At 59.3% G+C, this 19,096-nt stretch carries 20 protein-coding genes; 1 reads left to right on the top strand and 19 read right to left on the bottom strand.

The window, feature by feature from the left end; all coding sequences use genetic code 11:
• The 6 genes from H8S59_RS06500 to H8S59_RS06475 all read right to left on the bottom strand — a co-directional run.
• The coding region (locus H8S59_RS06500; protein ID WP_187520871.1) for an MSMEG_0570 family nitrogen starvation response protein at positions 1-312 on the bottom strand (312 nt) is incomplete at its 3' end.
• Between the two features lies 1 nt (position 313).
• A complete protein-coding gene (locus H8S59_RS06495; protein WP_187520870.1) occupies positions 314-1,342 on the bottom strand; it encodes a sll0787 family AIR synthase-like protein in 1,029 nt (342 codons plus the stop codon).
• Positions 1,335-1,895, bottom strand: coding sequence for an MSMEG_0567/Sll0786 family nitrogen starvation N-acetyltransferase (locus H8S59_RS06490; RefSeq protein ID WP_095098783.1), 561 nt, complete (start codon positions 1,893-1,895; stop codon positions 1,335-1,337). The genes H8S59_RS06495 and H8S59_RS06490 overlap by 8 nt, the downstream gene beginning before the upstream one ends.
• A 26-nt stretch (positions 1,896-1,921) precedes the next feature.
• Positions 1,922-3,004: an MSMEG_0568 family radical SAM protein gene (locus tag H8S59_RS06485; RefSeq protein WP_187520869.1), complete on the bottom strand. Its 1,083-nt coding sequence runs from the start codon at positions 3,002-3,004 to the stop codon at positions 1,922-1,924.
• Positions 2,991-3,959 carry a Nit6803 family nitrilase gene (locus H8S59_RS06480; protein WP_187520868.1) on the bottom strand — a complete coding sequence of 323 codons (969 nt, stop codon included), beginning with the start codon at positions 3,957-3,959 and terminating at the stop codon, positions 2,991-2,993. Before H8S59_RS06480 ends, H8S59_RS06485 begins: the two co-directional genes overlap by 14 nt.
• Positions 3,960-4,153: 194 nt before the next feature.
• A complete protein-coding gene (locus H8S59_RS06475; protein ID WP_087263801.1) occupies positions 4,154-4,636 on the bottom strand; it encodes an MSMEG_0572/Sll0783 family nitrogen starvation response protein in 483 nt (160 codons plus the stop codon).
• A 239-nt stretch (positions 4,637-4,875) separates the two neighbouring features.
• Between H8S59_RS06475 and H8S59_RS06470 the strand changes: the two genes are divergently transcribed.
• The gene (locus tag H8S59_RS06470; RefSeq protein WP_187520867.1) at positions 4,876-6,774 is read left to right on the top strand and encodes a sigma 54-interacting transcriptional regulator; all 1,899 of its coding nucleotides are present in this window, start codon (positions 4,876-4,878) and stop codon (positions 6,772-6,774) included.
• Between the two features lie 705 nt (positions 6,775-7,479).
• On the opposite strand, the gene H8S59_RS06465 is transcribed toward H8S59_RS06470, so the two are convergent.
• From H8S59_RS06465 to H8S59_RS06405, 13 genes are all read right to left on the bottom strand, one after another.
• The gene (locus H8S59_RS06465; protein WP_187520866.1) at positions 7,480-8,205 is read right to left on the bottom strand and encodes an alpha/beta hydrolase; all 726 of its coding nucleotides are present in this window, start codon (positions 8,203-8,205) and stop codon (positions 7,480-7,482) included.
• Between the two features lie 60 nt (positions 8,206-8,265).
• Positions 8,266-10,605 carry a type II secretion system secretin GspD gene (gene gspD, locus H8S59_RS06460; protein ID WP_187520865.1) on the bottom strand — a complete coding sequence of 780 codons (2,340 nt, stop codon included), beginning with the start codon at positions 10,603-10,605 and terminating at the stop codon, positions 8,266-8,268.
• Complete coding sequence (locus tag H8S59_RS06455; protein WP_095098769.1) at positions 10,606-11,130, bottom strand: general secretion pathway protein GspN; 525 nt, start codon at positions 11,128-11,130, stop codon at positions 10,606-10,608.
• The gene (gspM, locus tag H8S59_RS06450; protein ID WP_187520864.1) at positions 11,127-11,780 is read right to left on the bottom strand and encodes a type II secretion system protein GspM; all 654 of its coding nucleotides are present in this window, start codon (positions 11,778-11,780) and stop codon (positions 11,127-11,129) included. The genes H8S59_RS06455 and gspM overlap by 4 nt, the downstream gene beginning before the upstream one ends.
• The gene (locus H8S59_RS06445) at positions 11,755-12,828 is read right to left on the bottom strand and encodes a PilN domain-containing protein (RefSeq protein WP_187520863.1); all 1,074 of its coding nucleotides are present in this window, start codon (positions 12,826-12,828) and stop codon (positions 11,755-11,757) included. The genes gspM and H8S59_RS06445 overlap by 26 nt, the downstream gene beginning before the upstream one ends.
• Complete coding sequence (locus H8S59_RS06440) at positions 12,825-13,568, bottom strand: type II secretion system protein GspK (RefSeq protein WP_187520862.1); 744 nt, start codon at positions 13,566-13,568, stop codon at positions 12,825-12,827. Before H8S59_RS06440 ends, H8S59_RS06445 begins: the two co-directional genes overlap by 4 nt.
• Positions 13,565-14,185 carry a prepilin-type N-terminal cleavage/methylation domain-containing protein gene (locus H8S59_RS06435; RefSeq protein WP_187520861.1) on the bottom strand — a complete coding sequence of 207 codons (621 nt, stop codon included), beginning with the start codon at positions 14,183-14,185 and terminating at the stop codon, positions 13,565-13,567. The genes H8S59_RS06440 and H8S59_RS06435 overlap by 4 nt, the downstream gene beginning before the upstream one ends.
• Positions 14,182-14,559: a type II secretion system protein gene (locus H8S59_RS06430; protein ID WP_095098758.1), complete on the bottom strand. Its 378-nt coding sequence runs from the start codon at positions 14,557-14,559 to the stop codon at positions 14,182-14,184. The genes H8S59_RS06435 and H8S59_RS06430 overlap by 4 nt, the downstream gene beginning before the upstream one ends.
• Positions 14,556-14,993, bottom strand: coding sequence for a GspH/FimT family pseudopilin (locus tag H8S59_RS06425; protein WP_080238180.1), 438 nt, complete (start codon positions 14,991-14,993; stop codon positions 14,556-14,558). The genes H8S59_RS06430 and H8S59_RS06425 overlap by 4 nt, the downstream gene beginning before the upstream one ends.
• A 9-nt stretch (positions 14,994-15,002) precedes the next feature.
• On the bottom strand, positions 15,003-15,434 hold the full coding sequence (gene gspG, locus H8S59_RS06420) for a type II secretion system major pseudopilin GspG (protein WP_095098755.1): 432 nt from the start codon (positions 15,432-15,434) through the stop codon (positions 15,003-15,005).
• Positions 15,435-15,459: 25 nt separating this feature from the next.
• Positions 15,460-16,662 (bottom strand): type II secretion system inner membrane protein GspF, encoded by a 1,203-nt coding sequence (gene gspF, locus H8S59_RS06415; RefSeq protein WP_187520860.1) that lies wholly within the window; start codon positions 16,660-16,662, stop codon positions 15,460-15,462.
• A complete protein-coding gene (gene gspE / locus H8S59_RS06410; RefSeq protein WP_176469923.1) occupies positions 16,659-18,395 on the bottom strand; it encodes a type II secretion system ATPase GspE in 1,737 nt (578 codons plus the stop codon). Before gspE ends, gspF begins: the two co-directional genes overlap by 4 nt.
• A gap of 97 nt (positions 18,396-18,492) precedes the next feature.
• Positions 18,493-18,720, bottom strand: a complete 228-nt coding sequence (locus tag H8S59_RS06405) for a hypothetical protein (RefSeq protein WP_095098746.1) — start codon at positions 18,718-18,720, stop codon at positions 18,493-18,495.
• Positions 18,721-19,096 lie beyond the last annotated feature (376 nt).

Raw genomic sequence — 19,096 nt, 5'->3', positions numbered from 1 at the left:
ACTCCATCCCGAGCCAGGCACCCGCCCGCCGCCTTCAGTGCGCATACTGATCACCTGCACCGCGCCCTCTTCCTGACGCATGGCCTGGCCCTTCAGGGAGTTGAGGGTGTCCATCGCCGAGCTGCAGTAGAAGCCTTTGACCTGTTTGACCCGCTCCGAGGCGTTGTTAAGGCCGCCTTCGATACGCTGAAGAAAGTCCGCCAGCGGATAACTGGCGCCTTCCTGCAAGTGGTCGTAAATCACCGTCGAAGGTGAATAGCCGGAGGCTTCTTTGCCGTTGGGCCAGCGAATGGTGAAATTGACAGCGGGCATGTCAGTGCTCCTGTTGGGTATTCAATGAGGACAGATCAAGGTGGGCGTAACTGAAGCCGGTAAAGGCCTGCTCGGCGAGATTCCAGAATGACGCGTGTTGCAAACCCGTCTGCACAGTCAGCTCAGCGCTGGCGTTGACCTGACCGATGCGTTCGCAGCACAGCCCTTCAAACGCAAAGGCAGCCTGCACACTGGGCCAGTCCTTTTCATTCAGAGTCATGAGGAAGCCGTAGCTGGGGAAGACTTGCAGCCAGCGCTGTGGATCAGCATCCGGCGGGCATGGCAGCGCATTCAAATCCACATGCCCGCCACAACCGGTGGCCTCCAACAGCATCAGCAGGCTGCCCAATACCCCGGCGTTGCTGATGTCCTTGGCGGCATGCAGCAACTGCGCTTCGGCCAGCCGCGGTAGCACGTCAAGCTTGCTGCGCAGCCGTGAGGCCGGGACACCCTCGAAGGCCTTCCAATAGGCTGTGTCCGCGTGCCACTGGCCTTCGAGGTCAACCGCCATGGCAATCACCTGCCCCGGCGCGACATGCAGGCTGGACAGCAATTTGCTGGCGATCCCGGTAATCGCCACAGCCAACGCCGTCGGGTTGCCGTTGGCCAGGCTGGTATGCCCGCCCGCGAGCACCAAACCGTAGGCTTCACACGCGGCGCGAATCCCGGCCAACACCTGCTGCGCGGCGTCCTGATCATGGTGCCAATACGCATTGACCACTGCGGTAGCCCGACCGCCCATGGCGGTGATATCGCTGACGTTAGCCATTACTGCCGACCAGCCCGCGAACCAAGGTGCGGCGCTGACGAATCCGGGCAACATACCTTCAATCGCCAACAGCTGATAATGCTCGCCGCAGGCAATGGCTGCCGTGTCGTCACCGGGCAAGGCGTACATCTCGGCACGGCTCAATACCTTGTCCGCGTTGCCGATGACCGCTGCGGGCTGCTGAATCGCCTTTTTGGAGAGCATCGCCGGGGTGGTGCGCAACAGTTCGAGCAGCGCTGGCAGATCGTCGATCTCATGCATGGCGAGCAGCCTTCAACGTGCGCAGAGATACCTGACGCGGCATGAAGGGGTAGCGCGTCAGATCGGCCTGCATGAGGCAATGAGGTTGCCCGAGCAACTCAAGATGATTCAGGGTCTCCCAGTGCAGCGTCTGGAAATACAGCTCGTTAGCCGTTTGTACGGTGGCGTGAAAGATTTCGCAGCCCAGCTCCTTGGCCCGCGACACCGCTTCATTGACCAGGGCCTTGCCTATCATGCTGTGGCGTCGATAGGCCGGCGCAACGCACAAACGTCCGCCAAACCACACGCCAGGTTCGGGCTGGTAAATCCGTACCGCGCCGACCACCTGATCGGCCATGCCGCAACTGCCGGCCAACGCGACAATCGCAATCGCCTGAAAGTCGTGACCGTCCTTGTCTTGCGCCAACAGTTGTTGCTCATCGGAGAACACCGCACGGCGCAGTGCGTAATACGCCTGTTTCTCCCAATGTTCCGTGGCTGGTTTAACCAACAGCTCACCGGCACGAAAAGGCTCGAACGTGCTGTCGACAAGAGCAAAGGCAAGGCTGGACATGAGCGCTTCTCCCTGGGTAAACCGGCTTACTCGTAGTTCTTCAGTGCCGAGCACGCGCCGCACTTGGCGCAACCGGCGTTGATCTGTTCGGAATGCAAACCGTGACGACGCAGGCTGGCGCCGATCTGCGGGTACAAGCGGGCCATCATGGCGCTGTCGGGTTTGGGATGACGGGCCAGTGGCGTGCCGTCGATGGGTACAAAAGGCACAACGAAGGGATACACCCCCAACTCGCACAAGCGCTCGCTCATCTCGGTGATCGCCGATTCGCTGTCGCCCAGTCCGGCAAGGATGTATGTACTGACCTGACCACGACCGAACACGTCGACCGCTGCGCTGAACGCCTCGAAATAGCGGGTCAGGGGCACTTCGGCCTTGCCCGGCATGATCCGTTGACGAACCTCGTCCGTGACCGCTTCCAGGTGCATACCCAGTGACACCACACCGCTGTCGCGCAAACGGGTGAACCACGCATCGTCGTCCGGCGGCTCGCATTGCGCCTGAATCGGCAGATCAACTGCGGCCGTCACCGCGGCTGCGGACTCACACAGAATGGCAGCGCCGCGATCAGGCGTTTGTGGCGTACCGGTGGTCATCACCATGTGTTTGACGCCGTCCAGTTCAACCGCCGCTTTCGCAACCTCCGCCAGTTGTTGCGGACGTTTGCGGGCAATGGTTTTACCCGCTGCCAGGGATTGGCCGATGGCGCAGAACTGACAAGAAGTGCCGCGATCATTGAAACGAATGCAATGCTGCAGAACGGTCGTTGCGAGCACATCGCTGCTGTGCAAAGTGGCGATTTTCCAGTATGGAATGCCGTCATCGGTGCTCAACCCGTAAAACTTCGGCACGCCGGGCATTTTCACTTCGCCGACCTGCAAACCCTGTCGAAAGATCAGCGCCTGGCTGCCATCTTCACTGGGTTGCGCCTGATACGGAGAATCCTGAGAGGCCTGATTGAGGATCGGCACCATCATGGTCCGGCTGCCGAAACTCAGCGCCTTGTGGTCCGACGGCCCTGCTCCGCCCTGCCGCGACAAACCGTTCTGCGCAGCGGGCCAGCGCACCCCGTGACATTGCAGCTCGGCCAGCAATTCATTGGTCTGCATGGGCAAGCTCCTCGGTTTTCAACTGCGCTGCGCGTTCGTGCACATGAGCGGTGGGCGTGCGGTCAATCAGCAGGCTAAGCAGTTCCGGGCGGCTGTAGTGCCCCACCGAATCCATCATGCGTTTACGCTTGTCGATCAGCGCCAGATCCAGATCGGCAATCACCCAGCCTTCCTCCGAACGCAGCGGCTCGCCGAGCAATTTGCCTTCCGGCGAGACAATAGCCGTGAAGCACCCGCCGGAAATCGGCCCCGGACCGCAGCCGGTGTCCTGCATGATCTGCCCTTGCTGATCGGCGTCCAGCCAGGCTGTGGCGTTGACCACGAAGCAACCTGATTCAAGGGCGTGATGGCGAATGGTGACTTCAATCTGTTCGGCAAAAATGTCCCCGACCAACGAGCCGGGAAACATCGCCACATGAATCTGCTCGCCATCGGCCATCAACGCATAGCGGGCCAGCGGGTTGTAATGCTCCCAGCAGGCCAGCGAGCCAATGCGTCCGACGGCGCTGTCCACGGCGCGCAATCCCGACCCATCGCCCTGCCCCCAGACCATGCGCTCGTGGTACGTCGGTGTGATTTTGCGCCGGTGCTGAATCAGCGTGCCGTCGGCATCGAATAACAACTGCGCGTTGTAGAGCGTGCCGCCATCGCGCTCATTGACGCCGATAGACGCGACGATCCCTGCCTCACGACAAGCCTCACCGATCTGTCGGGTCACGTCGGAAGGCACCGTGACGGATTGCTCAAGGAGTTTCAGGTGTTCCTTGCCCATGGCGAACGGCGGCTGGACAAAGGAGAAATAGGGGTAATACGGCACCACGGTTTCCGGAAAAACCGCGAACTGCACGCCCTCGCGCCCCAGCGTCAGCAAGGTCGTGCAGAGCTTGGCGACAGTGGCTTCCCGGGAATACAGCACCGGGCTGAACTGAACGGCGGCGGCGCGGATGGTGGTCATGGTGGAGGTCCTGAAAATTTGGGAGGCTTTCATCAACAACACACAAAAATCTGATTGAAACGAGACTTCAATGTGGGAGCGAGGCTTGCCCGCGATAAACGATAACGCGGTGTGTCTTCTAGCCGCGTCTCATGTATCGCGGGCAAGCACCGCTCCCACAAAGAATGCATTCCATGCAGGCACCGCTTGTTCTGTTACGCGGTCCAGGTATCGATAATCATCGCGCCCTCGCGGCGCATCAGCAGGCGCAGGTCCATGACGTCCAGCGGATTGATGGGACGGATACCTTCGATCAGGGCTTTTTCGGTCTGGCCGTACAGAGCCTGCAAGGCGAAACGGCAGGCGTAGACTTCGCCGCCTTCCGCCATGAACGCCTTGATCTGGTTGTTCACTGCCAAATGGCCTGGGAAGGCTTCTGCGCCCAAGGTCGGGAAGCCGCGCTGCACACCCAGTTGCACGCCTGGCCCGTACAACAGGATTTTGGTCTCGAAGCCTTTGCGCAGCAGACGCTTGGCCTGGAGCATGTTGACCAACCCGATAGAACCTTCGAAAGCGATGGTGTGAAACGTGAGCAGGGCTTTTTCGCCGGGTTCGGCTTTGACGTCCTCGAAGACTTTTTCTTCGTAATTGACCAGGAAGTCGCCGTCTTGATAGTGAGCAATGTCCACGCTTGGCATATCGTCGTTCTCCAGTAAGTCATGTTTTTATCAGCGGCTTGCAACCGCCGGGGTGACACAAGGGAGAGAGCGAACGCCGTGCCAAAAATAAAATTGCTATGCGTATGTGGGCTAAGTCACTGATTAATTAGCCTATTTAAATCTGATCCGGTTTTTACGGATCTATCTGAGCCTATCGCCGGATCACGCATTCCCGTAGAAATACGAATCTTCGTAGCGCTGAATCACGAGATTTCGTAATGAGCGAGCCAGATTCACTGACCGGCTGGGCCGACCTGGCCTATTCCTCGCGGCACATGGTGTTCGAGCACTGCGCCGAGGCCATCGCCCTGCTCGACCCTGTGGCAGATCGCTTCGGCGACCTGAATGTAGCGACCTGCAAGTTGCTCGGCTATCCACGTCAGGAACTGCTGGAACTGCCGGTCAGCAAGTTGTTCGGTCATCAACTGGCCGACCTGATCGTCTTTACTCAAGCGGTGATGAATAAAGGCCGTGGCTGGACTGAAGACCTGAGCTGCAATTGCAAGACCGGCGAGCGCATCGAGCTGGAGTTGTCGGCGACCATCCTGCAGGTCAAAGGCAACCCGCAACTGATTCTGGTGATGCGTGAAGCCAGTCATGAAAAGTATCAGCGTGATCAGGCCCATACCGAGCGCACCATGCGTGGCGGCCTGCTGGAATGGCGCAATATTCTCAACCTGTTCCAAGAAACCGAGCGCGATAACCAGTTGCTGCTCAGCGCCGTTGGAGACGGCATTTACAGTATCAACACCGATGGCCTGGCCACGTTCGTCAACCCGGCAGGCGCACGCATGCTGGGCTGGGAACCGGCCGACATGATCGGCAAGAACATCCACCGCATCCACCATCACACCCACGCCGACGGCAGCCATTACCCGGTGGAAGACTGTCCGATTTATAAAGCGGTACGCGATGGTGTGGTTCATGAGGGTCGGCAGGAAGTCTTCTGGCGTCGGGATGGCAGCTCGTTCCCGGTTGAGTTCACCAGCACGCCGGTGATTGCCGATGGTCGAATTGCCGGTGCGGTGGTGGTATTCCGCGACATCACCGAGCGGCGGACCACGGAGAACCAGCTGCACAACGCGCTCGAAGAACTCAAGGTGCTCAAGCAGCGCCTTGAAGAGCAAAACGCGTATCTGCAGGAAGAAATTCACATCGAACACAACTTTCGGGAAATCGTCGGCCAGAGCGAGCCGATCCTGAAAATCATCAAACAGATCGACGTCGTGGCGCCGACCGACGCCAGCGTGTTGATCAATGGCGAGTCCGGCACCGGTAAAGAATTGATTGCCCGGGCGATCCATCAAGCCAGTCGACGCAGCGCCAACCCGTTGATCAGGGTCAACTGCGCGGCGATTCCCACCGAGTTATTTGAAAGCGAATTCTTCGGCCATATTCGCGGCGCGTTTACCGGGGCCATTCGTGACCGCGTCGGACGTTTTGAACTGGCGGATGGCGGCACGCTGTTCCTTGATGAAATCGGCGAGATTCCACTGGAGTTGCAGAGCAAGCTGTTGCGGGTTTTACAGGAAGGTCAGTTCGAACGCGTGGGTGAGGAACGCACCCGTAAGGTCGACGTACGGATCATCGCGGCCACCAATCGCGATTTGCGTCAGGAGGTGACCGCCAAGCATTTCCGCGAGGATTTGTATTTCCGTCTGAACGTTTTTCCGATCCAGTCCCCCGCCCTGCGCGAGCGGCCGATGGACATTGCGCCGCTGGCTGCGCACTTCCTCAAGCAGACCGCCAAACGCCTGAACATGCCAGGCCGACGCTTGCGCAACAGCGATATCGAACGCCTGCAGCGCTATTCATGGCCGGGTAATATTCGTGAGTTGCAGAACGTCATCGAACGCGCACTCATTACCTCCCACGGCGCGGATTTGAATATGGACTTGCCGGATGAGCCCAACAAAATCGAAGCCGCCCCTGCTCTGCTTTCCGCCAAGAGCATCATGACCGACGCTCAAGTGAGAGAACTGGAACGAAGCAACATGCAGGCGGCACTCAAGGCCTGTAATGGCAAGTTGTTCGGCAAAGGAGGTGCAGCAGAGTTGCTGGGTTTGAAACCGACGACATTGGCGTCGCGGTTGAAGCGGCTGGATATCTTCCTTTAGGAGTGCCTGTAGGGGCGAACTCGTTCGCGAAGCGACAGACCTGAATTACCGCATCGAGCCCTCTCGCCAACAAGTTGCCTCCTACCTGACACCTCGCGCCACGCGGTAGGAGCGAACTCATTCGCGAAGCGCAGACCTGAATCACCGCATCAAGCCCTCTCGCCAACAAGTTGCCTCCTACCTGACTTAGCCCTAACCGGTAGGAGCGAACTTGTTCGCGAGGCGGCAGAGCTGAATGACCGCATCAAGCCCCCTCGCCAACAAGTTGCCTCCTACCTGACTCAGCCCGAACCGGTAGGAGCGAACTTGTTCGCGAGGCGGCAGACCTGAATCACCGCATCAAGCCCCCTCGCCAACAAGTTGCCTCCTACCTGACTTAGCCCTAACCGGTAGGAGCGAACTTGTTCGCGAAGCGGCAGAGCTGAATCACCGCATTAAGCCCTCTCGCCAACAAGTTGCCTCCTACCTGACACCTCGCGCCACGCGGAGGAGCGAACTTGTTCGCGAAGCGGCAGAGCTGAATGACCGCATCAAGCCCTCTCGCCAACAGTTTGCCTCCTACCTGACACCTCGTGCCACGCGGTAGGAGCGAACTTGTTCGCGAGGCGGCAGACCTGAATCACCGCATCAAGTCCTCTCGCCAACAAGTTGCCTCCTACCTGGAGCCCAGACGCTGTGCCAGCGACATACGGTGCAATCAACCCGTTAACGAGCGTTAATAACCCTCTCCAGCCAACCCGCCAAATCCTTGACCTCAGTCTCATTCACACCATGAGGCAATCCTGTATAGGCGTGGTACTGCGGCTTTAGCCCCAACGCTTTCAGGTACGCCTCGGCGTCGCTCGCGCCTTGCACCGGGATCAGTGTGTCAGCTGTGCCGTGGCCGATGAAGACTGCGAGCTTCTGCCGCGTCGGCTCAGGCTTCAGCTCGGCCTTGAGCACCGGCAGCATATGGCCACTCAACGCTGCAAAGCCTCCCACCAGATCGGGATCACGCAGAGCCACTTCGTAGCTCATCATCGCGCCCTGGCTGAAGCCCACCAGAAAGACCTTTGACGGCTGGGTCTGGTATTTGCGCGTCGCCTGTTCGATGAACTGCTTCAGCAATTTCCCGCTGCTTTGAAGGTCCGACGTTACGCCGTCGTAATAGGCAGAATCCTGCTTCGGGGTGAACCACTGATAGCCCTCCTCCCGTGCATTCATCGGCGCGCGCACCGACAGGTAGTTGTAGTCACTCGGCATCAGCGAGGTGAAGCTGAGCAGATTGGTTTCATCGCCACCGTAGCCATGTAAAAAGATAACCAGCGGCTTGTCTTTTACTTCAGTGCTGGCCTGCTCCACATAAGCCAATGGCAGATCGCGCAACAATGGCTGCGCGGCCTGAGCCAGCCCGCACATGGCGAACAACATGAAGGCGAACACTTTCAACATTAATCAAGACCTCGGATGAGCGCTGCCTGTCTTCAGGACAGCGCTGAGTGGGGGTAAGGATCAGTCGTCGATGCCGGTGTGGCTGACCCTTTCCGGACGCAGCAACTGCATTTGCTGACGATAATCATCCGTCACCTGACGGGACTGGCTGCTGCTGGTGATCACACGGGGCGTGATCAGCACGATCAGCTCGGTGCGCGCCTTGGATTTGCTGGTTGTGCCAAACAACCAGCGCAGACCGGGAATATTGCCCAGATACGGTATCGAGCTGGTGGTCTCGGAATTGTTCTGATTGATCAGACCGCCAAGCAGCACCGTCTGGCCGCTTTGTACGGCAACCTGAGTCGAGACCGAACGGGTGGAAATGCTCGGATTGGCCTGCGTATCGGTGATAGTAGACGTGTCCGCATTACTGACCTGCTGCTGGATGTCCATGTACACCAGGCCGCCCGGATTGATCCGTGGCACCACATCCAGAATCACACCAGTCTGCACGTATTCGACGCTGCTCAGGGTGGTATCGGAGTTGGTGGTGTTGACCGTGGTCTGGCTGATCGGAATGTTATCGCCGACCTGGATCTGCGCCTGCTGGTTGTTCATCACCACCAGAGACGGCGCGGACAGCACCTGGGTGCGGCCGTTGGTTTCCAGCGCACGCAGTGCGACCTGCAGGTTGCTGCTGACGAACGAGTAGAACAGCGAGGAATCACCCACTGTCACTCCGCCGCCGCCCAATGCGCCCTGACTGCCAGCGGCATTGGCGATGTTAGTGGTGCCAGAGTTACCCGCCAGACGCCCCAGATACCACTGCACGCCAAGGTCGAGGTCGCCAGTCAGATTGACTTCGAGAATCCGCGTTTCGATCTGCACTTGCAGCGGCGCGTTATCGAGGCGCTTGATGGCCGCTTCGATCTCCTTCCACTGCGCCGGGCGGGTACGAACCAGCAACTGGTTGCTGCTCTTCTGTGCAGTGATACGGGTGCTGGCATCGATGCCCTTGGGCGTGTTGCCGGTGCCGCCGCCCTGCTCCGCGCTGGTGTCGGATTCGCTGTCGAGGTTTTCTTCGCTGCTTTCGCTGTCTTGCTCTTCGTCGCCGCTGCCCATGCCCTGGTTCTGGTTGTTGCCCATCCCCATGCCGCTGCTGGTGCCGCCCATGCCGCCCACACCACCGAAACCGCCGGTGCTGTTGTTCATGCCATTGGAGGTGCCGCCGGAGCTTAGCGACGACAGGCTACGGGTCCTGAGTCCTGGCGCAACCTTGGCCGCCGAATCGTCCTTGATCGCGCCGTTACCGTAGATCTGGCGCAGGTATTTGGCAAGGTCGGTGGCTTTCATATTGCGCACGTCGTAGACGTACATTTGCGGCTCGTTGCCGCCGCCTTCGTCGATGGTCCGAATCCAGTCGCCGACTTCACGCAGGTACTCCGGCTGCGAAGAAATCGCCACCACGGAGTTGGTCCGCTCGATAGGCAGGAAACGCACCATGCCCGCCAACGGCATACCGCTGTCGGGGCCGAACATCTTTTGCAGTTCCGGCATCAGTTCGCCGACCGAGGCGCGCTGCAAGCCAAACACGCCTACCGACATGCCCTTGAGCCAGTCAACGTCGAAGGTGTCGATGGTGTCCTGGTAATTGGCCAGTTCATCCGGCGTACCCGACATGCTCAATACGTTGCGTGCCGGATCAACCAGCAGGAACGCGTTTTCACGGGCGAACGGCTTGAGCAGTTTCTGCATCTCGGTAGCGGAGATATAGCGCAGCGGGAACAGACGTGCGGACATACCCGCCGCTGGCTGGGAGACGGTCATCTCAGGCACCAGCTTGCCCGCCACGGCCTGATTGGCAGGCAGGATCACGTAGCGATCGCCCTGCTTGATCATCGCGTTGTCAGTCCAGGAGAGCAGCGTCTCGAGGATCGACAGCGCTTGCCGCTTGTTGACTGGCTTGGAGGTCGAAAAGCTCACATCACCTTTAACGCCCTGGGCAATGCTGTAGTTCTCGTGCAGCAGGTCGCCCATGATGCTGTTGATCACGGCTTCAATGGGCTGATTGGTGAAGTTGAAGACGATATCACCGACTTCGGAATCACGACCGGCAGGTGCTGAAGATGATGAAGCGGCCGTCGGCTTGCGCACGAATTGCTGGTTGCCACGGATCAACTGCCGGGTAGGCGCTGTGGCGGGTTGAGGCTGCGACGCTTCCTGCGGAACCTGCTCACTGCGCGGATCAACCGGCGGACGTTGCGAGCCGGTGCCGTTCAGGGCCTCGCGCAACATGTCGCTGTCTTGATCGTAGTTGTTGGGCGTGGAGGCACAGCCGCCGAGGGCGACAGCTGTGGCCAGGCACAACATGGGAGTGCGCAAGCGAGGGAATTGACGAACGCCTGAAGAAGTAGCCATTTACTGGGTGGACTCGCGAGGAAGAGAAATCGGTGGTGTTTTGGACGGCGGCGGCAAACGCAGCGCACGTAGCGCCAGGCTTTGGGTGCGGCCGTCGGAAGAAAAATCGGCTTGCATAGGGGTCAGCTTTTCCAGCTTCCAGCCATTGGGCAGTGACTCGCCCTGGTGTACTTTCAGCGGTGGTCCGTCAGTACGCTTGATCAAGGCAACCCGCAGTTCGCCGTCGATCATGATACCGGTCAACGTCAGTCCCGCGAGACTGGACGCTTGAGCTTTTCCAACCGAGCGATCCGGCGTGCGGTCGGTACTGAACAGCGGGGCTTGCCAGGTTGGCGCAAGGCTTTGCAGCGTGGCACTCGGGGCGACAAGGGCTTTTCCGGCGTTGTCATTTTGCGAGCGCGGAGCTTGTGCCGGCAACCAGTCCGGTGAGTTGGCAGCACCGCTGACAATTGCGGTAATGACCAGACCGAGAACGGCCGCCAGACCGAGCAAGCCCCATTCGGTGGAGCGCAATGAACCGATCATTGGGCATCCTCCTCGGTTTCAGGCGCTTCTTGAGCTTCGGACGCCTCTTCAACTTCAACGCCTGCCGGTTGCAGATAACCACGGACCAGCAGATGCGCGACCAGCTTGCCAGCCCCGCCTTTGCTCGGCGCATCAGCGCCACGGCGCACGCTCATTTCATCGACGAACAGAAACGGTCGCTGGTATTCCAGCTCATGGAGAATTGCGGTCAAGGGCTCGATGGCGCATTCCAGCGTCAGGCTGACTTTGACCTGGCGATATGGCTCGGCGCTGTCCTGTTCCGGCGTGATCGGCATGCGCTGGGTCAAGGCACAGCCGCCACCGGTGGTTGCTTGAGTATTGATCAAGTCCGCGATGCGCTGCATCAAATCGGCAGCCACGGCGCTGGGATCATCGCCGGGCAACAGGCTGGTACTACTGGCAGGGTCGTTGCGGGCCTGTTCCAGTTGTTTTTTCAGCGTGTTGCCCTGGCTGAGCAAGCCCGCGTAGCGCTGTTGCTGTTCACGTAACTGGTCGGCCTGAGCATCGATTTCACGCAGCGGCCCGGCGAACCAACTGTCGATCAGCAGCCAATAGGCGAAGCACAGCACCAACGCCAGTACGATCAGCGCTGCACCGCGACGTTCACGGCTGGTCAGTGGTCGGCGCATTTGCGGCCTCCTGATGCAAATGGGCGCGCAGCGAGAAACGATCCTTGCCGGTTTGTGGGTCAGGCTGGATAACACCCTGGAATTGAGCGTTGTCCAGGCTGTGGCAATCTTTCACCCGAGCGATCAGGGCGCTAGCCTTGGCGCTTTGCCCGGAAAACGAAACTTCGGCGCTGTCATTGATTTCCAGTTGGTCTATCCAGGTGTCGCGCGGCAGGCAAGCCGTCAGTTCGTTGAGCAGCGAAGCAAACGTCGGCTGCGCGGCTTTGCGCTGGATCAGGTAACTGGCTGCGCCGCGGGTATTGGTCAGTTGCTGGCGGATTTTCTGGATCTGCGCGACCTGGGCTCTTTGCGCCTGGACGGTACTTTGCATTTCTTCCAGCAATTGCTGGCGACTGTCGAGCCAGAGAAACATGGCGACGATCAACAGGCCGCCGCACAGCCAGAGGAGTTTGCGTTGCAGGCCCAGACCGTTGCGCTTCTGTCGCGGTCGCAACGGAGCGGGCAGCAGGTCAACCCCAAGACGAGACGCCTGATCGCTGCCCACATCCACCGCGTGCGGCTGCAAACCGAGGGTAGCGCACTCACTGAGAATCGCATCCAGCCGCTCACGCAGAATCGCCACCAGTGTGACCTGAATAAACGCCCCGCTACGCTTGTCCTGCCGAGCGACAAAATATAGCTGCGAGGCATCGTATGGCGTAAATCGATCCAACTCGTAACCGACCACGGTGTTCAAGTCCCGGGCAGCCGCCAGAGGCAGTTGCAGGGTTTGCACGAGTACCATTGACGGCGGCAGCAACAAAATCTGTTGTACGTTTGCAGGCAGAACCGGCAAGGACTCCACCAATGGCCAGACATGCAGATGCTCCGGCGTGTCGTGAATCAACAGCCGCTGCAGTTTCTCGGGCATGCAGGCCCGCAGTTCCACCAGCCACAATTGCCAGCCACGTTGCAGCAGGCTGCCGCGCCACTGTTGGGCGATACGTTCGGCAAGGGCCAGTAAAGGCGCAGGCAAAGTCATCTGCCGCGCTGAAAATAGTCGATTCATTCTTGCCAACGCAGGACCCGATAAGGCTGTGCGCTTCCCTCCGATGGGCTCAATAAAACAGTGGTCTGTAGCTCGGCATGAAAACCGCCGGGGCGTTGCGCGTAACTTTCGATCATCAATACTTCACCCGGATCGCTACCCACCGCGCTCTGGTTTGGAAGGTTCAAGGCGCGCCGCAGCAACGGCGATGCAAAGGCCGGTTCAGGCCGGTCCAGTCCGCTCCACAAGGTCACTTCCGGCAGCATCTGGCGGTATAGCGCCTGAGTCATGCCCGGTAATTGCCTGACTTCTTCAATCACCCGCAGCGGCGGCGAACCCGAGCCGCGACGGCTTTCAATCTCCTGGGCCATGGCCGCAGCCTGATCTTTCCCGGCACCACAAGCCTGGGCCAGACGGGCAATATCACCCGCCACTGCACTGTTCAAATCCAGCTTGCCGCGCTCGCTGCGCACCCTGATACGCAGTTGCGCATCATCAAAGCGCAATGCAACTTCCCGGCCATCGGCGACCCAGCGTTTACGTTCCAGCGGGTCACTCAAACCTTTTACTGCCATGGCCAGACCGGCCTCAGCTGCCAAATGCGCCTGAGTGTGCTGCCGGGCCCACAATGCCTGGCGACTTTCCAGTTGCACCCAACTGGCCAGGCTGCCGAGCAACAGACTGAGCAGCGCCAGAGCCCATAAAACCAGCAGCAGCGCGACGCCGCGCTGATTGCGCTGGTTGTCGGATGCGGTCCTCATTGGCCGCCCGCTCCACCCGACAGATCCAGCCGCAACGCCACCACTTCAGTCAGCCATGGCACCGGACCGTTGAGTTTCGCATCGATACGCACCGCTCGCGGCAAGCGCGTTGGCCAGGGCCAGTCGGCCATCCAGCCAGTGGGCTCACCTTTGGGTGTGACCCCTCGGTAACTCAGACTCAGCGACTCAACGTTACGCGCCAGCACTTGTGGGTCGCCCCACGGTCTGGAAGTCGTGCCATCGGCGGTGCTCAGAATCTGCGCGAAGGCGACCTGCAACTCCCGATCCTTTACCTCAAGGGTGTGCAACTGAATCCCGCCGCCCAGCTCCCCCGGCAACGTGGCAACAAATTGCAACCGCTGGCTTGAGCCGACAAAAAAGCCGCTACTTTCGCTGTCGTCTTCCGAACTGTCCAGCGGTAAAGCCTGCCCAATGGAATCTCGCAGGAAATTCTGCGCCGCACGCATCTCATCCAGACTGGTGGTGTAACGCTGGGCCTTGAGCACAGCCCGGTTGGCACCGAGCATCGCGCCGCCCACCAGAACGAGCAATACACCCAGCAGGCTCAGCACCAACATGATTTCCAGCAGCGTGAAACCACGCTGGGTCGGTCTCAAGATCCGGCTCCGGTGACTGCGCCACGTAACCTGAGTGTGCTGAACTGTGCCCGGCGCTGATGTTCACGTACGTCGAGGTCCAGCCGGAACATTCGTGCCTGACCGTTGCGTCCCGGCATCTGCTGTATATCCAGCTGCCAGCTTATATCGCCCGCCAGCACACCTTGCCGGGTACCGCTTTCCAGCGGTCCGGCGGCCTCCTGATCCAGAATCGTACGCGCCGCATGTGTCAGGCGGTCGCTCTGCGACACTTGTTGCAAAGACCGCGCGCTCTGCCCGAATGCCACCAGCAACACGCTGCTGCACACCGCCATCACGGTCAGCGCTGCAAGCATTTCCAGCAAGGTGAAACCACCTTGGCTGCCGCCGCTCATGGCAACGCCTTGGATTGCACGCTGCCTGTCAGCCAGCCGATGTCGATGCGCCAGCGCCGGTCACCATTAACCAGAGTCAGGTTGCCACCGGTAGAACCGCCGTCCGGGTAGAACTCGACAGTCGAGCCCATCTCCGCAGCCGTCTGCAAAGTTACCTGCAATTCCGGCGGCCAGTGATGAATACGCTGGTCAGGGGCCTGGAAGGCTTTCGACCGGAGATCAAAAACCGTCCGCGCCGGTTGCCCGGTGACAATCGCCTTGACCCGTGTTGCGCGTAAAGCGTTGACCATTTGCCCGACGGTCTGGCGCTCTTTCGCCGCACTCAGGCCCTGCTGTAAACCGAACCCTACGAGGCCAATGGCGATACTCATCAACACGATGACCACCAGCATTTCCATCAGGGTGAAACCACGGCTTGCAGCACGACTGTTCATGATCGGTGATTATTCCCAGTTGCCCAGGTCGGCGCTGTAGCCTTCGCCGCCTGCCTGGCCGTCCTGGCCGAAAAAGATCAAGTCAAACGTGCCGTGCTGACCCGGGAAGCGATAGCCGAACGCGTGACCAAACGGGTCTTTGAGGTCCGATGGCTTGGCATATGGGCCAGCCCAGCCGGAAGCATTGCCGGATTTCTCCACCAATTGCTGAAGGGTTTTAGGCGGCGAACCAACGTCCAGCGCATAACTTTCGATCTTCATCGACAGGCTGGCCAACTGCGCCTTGCCCGCACCGTATTTGCCCTTGTCGACGTTACCGCCGACCTGACGCACAACAATGGTCGCCACGATACCCAGCAGTACGATAACTGCGAGCATTTCCAGCAAGGTGAAGCCGGTTTGTCTGCGGCCCGGTTTGAAGCGTTTACGGCTGAAACTCATCACAATCGTTTCCTCTTTCGAAAATTCAGATATTGCTGGTCAGGCTCATCAACGGCAGCATGATCGCGAGCATGATCACCGCCACCATCCCGGCCATGACCACGGTCAGAGCAGGTACCAGCGCCGCGAGCATCCGGTCGATGCCGCGCTTGGCCTCGATGTCGAACACATCCGCGACCTTGAGCAACATGGTGTCCAGTTCACCCGCCTGCTCGCCGACCTCAATCATTTGCAAGGCCAAATCCGGCAACAGCGGCTCGGCGCCAAAGGCACTGGCCAGGGTGCCGCCACCTTTCACCGACTCTGCGGCTTGCGCGACCTGCGCTTGCAGCGCGCGATTAGTACAGACCTGACGAGCAATGACCAGCGCTTGTAACAACGCAACGCCATTATTGAGAAGTGTGCCCAATGTTCGCGCCAGACGAGCGGCTTCGATCCGTTGCAGCAGAGGGCCGATGACGCGAATACCCAACAGACGACGATCGTGACGTTCACGTCGGGCCGGGTCCTTGCGACGCACCATCAGCAGCCAGATCAAGGCGATCAACCCGGCCAATACCGCCAGTCCGTAAGCACTTAAAAACTCACCCAGGCCAAGGATCACTTCAGTGATCAACGGGATCGGCACCCCCAGATCCTTGAAGATCGGCACGAATTGCGGCACCACGTAGGCCAGCAGCAAAGCCAGAGAACCCAGCACGCCCACAACCAGAAACGCCGGGTAGATCAGCGCGTTGATCACTTCGCCACGCAGCAACTGACTGCGCTCCAGATAATCACTGAGCTGGCGCAACGTGCTTTCCAGCGCACCGCCTGCCTCGCCTGCGCGGACCATGCTTATATAAAGAGAAGAAAACTGCGCGCCCTCCTCTTCCAGCGCTGCCGAGAGCGGCTTACCGGCCTTGACCTGTTCGCGAATGCGCTCGATCAACGCCCGGGTCTGCGGCTGGCCGGGCTGCTTGAGCAGAATCCCCAACGAGCGCTCCAGAGGCTGACCGGCACCCAGCAAGGTCGCCAGTTGCTGGGTAAAACTCACCAGCGCGGCCCCATTAAGCATGCCGCGGCCGAGAGCGTTACGCAGCCCGCCCATACCCGCAGGGTCAATCTGCAGGACCAGCAGGCCGCGCTTTTGCAGCACGGCAACGGCCGCGTCCTGATCCTTGGCATCCAGGGTGCCATTTTGAGCAACGCCCTGGCTGTCCAGGGCGCGAAATTTAAACAGGCTCAATTACCTTCCCCACGGGTCACCCGCAAGACTTCCTCAAGAGAGGTGACACCGGCCACTGCCTGACGCAGACCTTCTTCATGCAGGGTCCGCAAACCACCGCGACGAGCCGCTTGCTCCAGCGTCGACGCATCGGCATGACGCATCAACAGGCTGCGCAATTCTTCGTTCATCACCAGCAATTCAGTGATGGCACTACGGCCGCGATAGCCACCACCGGGCGCATCGGGGCGTGGACGGTACAGCATGATTGGACGCTCGTCAGTAAAACGATCAAGTCCATGCTCTTCTATTAATTCAGGCGGTGCTTCAAACGCTTCGCGGGTCGCAGGATCGAGACGACGCACCAGACGCTGGGCCAGGATGCCGTTCACGGTGGAAGCAATCAGATAACTCTCGACGCCCATGTCCAACAGACGGGTGATACTCGCCGCCGCGCTGTTGGTATGCAGGGTCGAGAGCACCAGGTGACCGGTGAGCGAGGACTGAATCGCGATGCGGCAGGTTTCCAGGTCACGCATCTCACCGATCATGATCACGTCCGGGTCCTGACGCACGATGGAGCGCAGTGCTCCGGCGAAGTCCAGACCGATAGCAGGCTTGACCTGAATCTGGTTGATGCCTTCGAGCTGGTACTCCACCGGGTCTTCAACAGTGATGATTTTGCGTTCGGCGGTGTTGAGCCGGGACAGCGCGGTATAGAGCGTGGTGGTTTTCCCGGAGCCGGTCGGACCGGTCACCAACAGGATGCCGTGAGGACGTTCCAGCACTTCCAGAAATTCGTCGAGGCGCTCGCCGTCGAAGCCCAGGCTTGGGAAGTCGAAATTGATGGTCTGCCGATCCAGCAGACGCATGACCACCGACTCACCAAAACTGGTGGGAACCGTGGACACCCGCAAGTCGAGCTCTTTGCCTTGAATACGCAGCATGATCCGCCCGTCCTGAGGCAGACGACGCTCGGCAATATCAAGCCGGGCCATGATCTTCACCCGGGAGATCACGGCTGCCGATGAACTGGACGGCGGCGCTTCGGCCTCGTGCAGGACACCGTCGATGCGGTAGCGGACTTTGAGCTGGCTTTCAAACGGTTCGATGTGGATGTCGGAGGCGCGATGTTCGACGGCACGTTGCAGGATCAGGTTGACCAGACGAATCACCGGCGCCTCGGACGCCATGTCTTTCAGGTGTTCGATGTCTTCCAGCGAGCCGCCCTCTTCGTCGAGGTTCTCGATCAGCGTGCCCATGGCTGAGCGACCTTGACCGTAATAACGCTCGATGAGGGTTTCGACTTCGTTGCGCGGGCCAACCGACAGCCAGACCGGCACATCGCACGCGTACGCGACGGCCTGAAACGGATACAGCAGGTGCGGATTGGCTGCCAGCACGCGCAAGCCACCATCGCTCCAACCCAGCGGCACGATCTGGTAGTGACGCATGAAGCGCTCGGTCAACGGAGGCAACGGGTCCAGCAACGGTGGCGCGGACTCGGCCAGCACCAGCGGCGCACCCAGAAGAGCAGCCCAGGCACGGGCCAATTCAAATTCGGAGACCAGACCCAATCGGGTCAGCAGGCCCAGCAGCTCGGCGGCTTCAGATTCTTGAGCCGATTCCTGAGCCAGACGCCGGGCACGTTCCAGATCAACGGTCTTAAGACCGGCATTTTCCATCAGCCAGGCGCAAACCTGCTCGGCATCGGGGATCACTAATCGGGAGGTATCGACGGGGGCGGACAACATAGGTGCGGGCATCTGTACAGATCGAAGGGGCAAGGTTACCAGCCTCTTGACCGAATCGGGATCGGATCAGGAGGCCGGCAGAAAAACGTTTAGACCATCAATTCGAGGTTTTCTGCGAATTGTTTTTGGTGGTGTCCAGAGGACGGCCACCTTTGGTGGTCTGGGCCTGCTGTTTTTTCAACACTTTGGCGTCTTGAGTCTGGGTCAGCACCGTGGAATCGGTAGCACCCGACTTCGCATCGGCATCGGTCGCTTCAGCAGCGATTGCAGCACCGCAAAGTGCAAAACCCAATACCACGCCCGCACCAATAAGAGGCAACTTCATAAACTATCTCCCACAAAATAATAATAAATAGCTACGCAATACCCACCGAAAAACAGAGGCATTAAACCGCAACTAAGGGGAACCTCGGTATCGTGCCAGCAGCGAATATGAATCGCTCACCGAAAATTCTTAAACCAATCGACCAGTAGGTTTAGCGCGAGTTCAAATTTGTAAGCAAAAAAAACAAAAATTCACCCAAAACGAGCTTTTGTTTGACATTTCGGGTCGAGAATTGTCTTAATTACGCCGCCAACGCGAATCAAAGTGCCATCTTGTAGTGGCGCATTGATGTCAGATAAAGACACGAAACACATAATTCTTACAATATAAATACACGTTTAAAACACTAACTATTGCGCTGAGATTAATACTCGGA

This window comes from Pseudomonas folii, from assembly GCF_014357575.1.
GTDB lineage: Bacteria > Pseudomonadota > Gammaproteobacteria > Pseudomonadales > Pseudomonadaceae > Aquipseudomonas > Aquipseudomonas folii.
Note: the sequence above shows the minus strand (reverse complement) of the source record. Positions and strands in the feature narration are given on the sequence as shown.

Bases quoted from the DNA above. Each gene is read 5' to 3' on its own strand.
- H8S59_RS06495 (WP_187520870.1), bottom strand. From the start codon at position 1,342: ATGCATGAGATCGACGATCTGCCAGCGCTGCTCGAACTGTTGCGCACC.
- H8S59_RS06490 (WP_095098783.1), bottom strand. From the start codon at position 1,895: ATGTCCAGCCTTGCCTTTGCTCTTGTCGACAGCACGTTCGAGCCTTTT.
- H8S59_RS06485 (WP_187520869.1), bottom strand. From the start codon at position 3,004: ATGCAGACCAATGAATTGCTGGCCGAGCTGCAATGTCACGGGGTGCGC.
- H8S59_RS06480 (WP_187520868.1), bottom strand. From the start codon at position 3,959: ATGACCACCATCCGCGCCGCCGCCGTTCAGTTCAGCCCGGTGCTGTAT.
- H8S59_RS06475 (WP_087263801.1), bottom strand. From the start codon at position 4,636: ATGCCAAGCGTGGACATTGCTCACTATCAAGACGGCGACTTCCTGGTC.
- H8S59_RS06470 (WP_187520867.1), top strand. From the start codon at position 4,876: ATGAGCGAGCCAGATTCACTGACCGGCTGGGCCGACCTGGCCTATTCC.
- H8S59_RS06465 (WP_187520866.1), bottom strand. From the start codon at position 8,205: ATGTTGAAAGTGTTCGCCTTCATGTTGTTCGCCATGTGCGGGCTGGCT.
- gspD (WP_187520865.1), bottom strand. From the start codon at position 10,605: ATGGCTACTTCTTCAGGCGTTCGTCAATTCCCTCGCTTGCGCACTCCC.
- H8S59_RS06455 (WP_095098769.1), bottom strand. From the start codon at position 11,130: ATGATCGGTTCATTGCGCTCCACCGAATGGGGCTTGCTCGGTCTGGCG.
- gspM (WP_187520864.1), bottom strand. From the start codon at position 11,780: ATGCGCCGACCACTGACCAGCCGTGAACGTCGCGGTGCAGCGCTGATC.
- H8S59_RS06445 (WP_187520863.1), bottom strand. From the start codon at position 12,828: ATGAATCGACTATTTTCAGCGCGGCAGATGACTTTGCCTGCGCCTTTA.
- H8S59_RS06440 (WP_187520862.1), bottom strand. From the start codon at position 13,568: ATGAGGACCGCATCCGACAACCAGCGCAATCAGCGCGGCGTCGCGCTG.
- H8S59_RS06430 (WP_095098758.1), bottom strand. From the start codon at position 14,559: ATGAGCGGCGGCAGCCAAGGTGGTTTCACCTTGCTGGAAATGCTTGCA.
- H8S59_RS06425 (WP_080238180.1), bottom strand. From the start codon at position 14,993: ATGAACAGTCGTGCTGCAAGCCGTGGTTTCACCCTGATGGAAATGCTG.
- gspG (WP_095098755.1), bottom strand. From the start codon at position 15,434: ATGAGTTTCAGCCGTAAACGCTTCAAACCGGGCCGCAGACAAACCGGC.
- gspE (WP_176469923.1), bottom strand. From the start codon at position 18,395: ATGTTGTCCGCCCCCGTCGATACCTCCCGATTAGTGATCCCCGATGCC.
- H8S59_RS06405 (WP_095098746.1), bottom strand. From the start codon at position 18,720: ATGAAGTTGCCTCTTATTGGTGCGGGCGTGGTATTGGGTTTTGCACTT.